The 265-nt window shown below is 45.7% G+C and carries 1 pseudogene; it reads right to left on the bottom strand.

The features are described from left to right. Window positions 1–40: 40 nt before the first annotated feature. Window positions 41–265: pseudogene (locus tag RG959_RS24320) on the bottom strand (beta-glucosidase); the annotation flags it as partial.

The following is a 265-nucleotide window of genomic DNA, read 5'->3' as shown; positions in this document are numbered from 1 at the left end:
TATTTGTTCTTGAGCCTGCTTCTCCACTCATTTCCGAAGCCTAGCCAAGTGCAAGAACAACTACTTCTGCCTCACCTGCTAACTTGATAGCTTTTTGTAAATCATCATCTTCTCCTGTTTCAATGTCAATGCCTTTAGCGGCTATCACTTCTTTGTTTAGCTTTTGCTCGATCCCAGCCTTTACCGTAATCGCATCATCGGTTGAACCGAGGAAAGACCATGGTCCAAGGATATCGTTTCCTTCCGCAAATGGGCCGATGAGGGC

It is taken from the genome of Domibacillus sp. 8LH (genome assembly GCF_038806185.1).
In the GTDB taxonomy this organism is placed as follows: Bacteria; Bacillota; Bacilli; order Bacillales; family Domibacillaceae; genus Domibacillus; species Domibacillus indicus_A.
The sequence above is the reverse complement of the archived record's forward strand: the minus strand, read 5'-3'. Positions and strand labels throughout refer to the sequence as shown.